At 57.9% G+C, this 1,839-nt stretch carries 1 protein-coding gene and 1 pseudogene; both read right to left on the bottom strand.

Annotation, left to right across the window (positions count from 1 at the left end; all coding sequences use genetic code 11):
- Nucleotides 1–136: 136 nt before the first annotated feature.
- Nucleotides 137–901, bottom strand: coding sequence for an inositol monophosphatase family protein (locus ACSZO4_RS25430; RefSeq protein WP_437891863.1), 765 nt, complete (start codon nucleotides 899–901; stop codon nucleotides 137–139).
- 9 nt (nucleotides 902–910) lie between these two features.
- A pseudogene (locus ACSZO4_RS25425) lies at nucleotides 911–1,768 on the bottom strand (substrate-binding domain-containing protein); the annotation flags it as partial.
- Nucleotides 1,769–1,839: the final 71 nt, after the last annotated feature.

Genomic DNA, 1,839 nt, shown 5'->3' with positions numbered 1-1,839 from the left:
TACTGAAAATGTTAGGGAAAGAATACAGTAATATGGTCATGGATGACTGACCATATTACTGGGGATCACTCAGCCCTCAGGGAGAGGGCAGGGGTGAGGGTGGGGCAGACGACACCGACGTCATTGCCCCGTTCCCTTATCTGTCCACCAGCAGCGCGCTCAGGCGCGCCTGCACATCAATACATCCGGCCAGCACCAGATTGCCATTTAGCAGACCATTATTAGCGAGAAATGCATTACTGGCCCCGCCCGCTTCGACGATGATCAACATCCCCGCCAGCGCGTCCCAACTGTTCATATGTTCTTCGTAATAGGCATGCACCTGCCCGCTGGCGACGTGGGCCAGCATCAGCGCCCCGGCGCCAAAGCGGCGATACTCCATTCCGGCGTTGAGCACACGGGCCATGGTCCGGGTATAGTTTTCCACCGGCGCGCGGCTGGAGCGCCCCATACCGATAATCACCGTTTCCGGATCCGGCTCGCGTAATTTCAGAGGCTGGTCATTAAGAAAAGCGCCTGCGCCACGGAGGGCAAAGAAAAATTCATTGCGGTCCGGGGCGTAGATAATCCCCAGCTCAGTCACGTTCTGGCGAACCCAGGCCAGAGAGATACACCAGTAATCCATCCCCTGAATATAGTTAGTCGTCCCGTCGATAGGGTCGAGCACCCAGGTGCCGTGCTCCCCCGCCTCCAGGCCGCTCTCTTCCCCGAGAAAACCATCCTCCGGGCAGTGGACTTTGAGCCAGCTTTTGATCTCTTTTTCGACAAACAGATCGGCATGGGAGACAAAATCCTGGCGGGCTTTTTTATCCACCTGTAATCCCGCATTACGTAACGCCTGCGCCTGTGCGCCCAACTGGCGAATCAGCGCGCATAATGACTGCTGTTGTTCTTCTGTCATGGCCTGCTCTTAAAAAAGTAATGGCGATGTACGCCGATGAATTAACTGCACATCCACCCAGGTTGTGCGCGAAGGCTGGAGCGGATTGTCAGCGCGTTCCAGCAGACGGGTTAAAGCCTGGCGGGAAATCTCCGCAACGTCCTGATGCAGAGTGGTGAGCTGATAACTGTATTGCGCCGTTTGCGGCGTATTGTCAAAACCGATGAGCTGAAAATCGTCCGGGCAGTGCCTGCCGCGCTGGCGCATTCCGTCAAGAAAACCGCAGGCGAGCTGCGCATTGGCACAGAAGACGCCCTCGAGGGACTTCTCCGCGTCGGCGGCAGCCTGAAATCCGCCGTCATAACCTTCAGCGGGGGCGACAATCGGTTGCAGATCGCGCGTGGCGTCGACACCGAGCGCCAGCAGCGCCTGATAAAAGGCATCGCCACGCATCCGCCCGGCCCACGTCGAGTCAGAGGTATTGAGCCAGCCGAAACGACGGCAGCCGTTGCGGACCAGTTGCCCGGCCGCGAGGGTCGCGCCCTGGACATTATCCGAACAGATATAATCCACAAAGGGGATATCCGGCTGGCGATTGATGCCCACCACCGGGATCTGCTGCGACACGCATTCGTTCACCAGCGACTCCGGCGGCTGGCCGGAGGTGACAATCACCCCGGAAACCCGAAACTGGGCAAAACGGCGCAGCGTAAGAGCCAGCTCCTGCTCGCTGCGAATTTCACTCACCAGCGCCTGAAAACCACAGCGCTGGATCTCGCTGAGCAGGGCGTCAAGCAGGCTGCTGCGAAACGGATCGCCGATGCGCGAGACCATCACGCCGATCAAATGACTGCGGCGGCGGTTTAACCCCTGCGCGAGAAAGTTAAGGAAGGTGCGATTTAATCGTCAGTTATGAGAACATAAGGCTTTCTTTGCCATAGATTTTTCACGATGCCCGC

The sequence above is a fragment of the Phytobacter sp. V91 genome, from assembly GCF_965644225.1.
Lineage (GTDB): Bacteria > Pseudomonadota > Gammaproteobacteria > Enterobacterales > Enterobacteriaceae > CBFFRJ01.
Note: the sequence above shows the minus strand (reverse complement) of the source record. Positions and strands in the feature narration are given on the sequence as shown.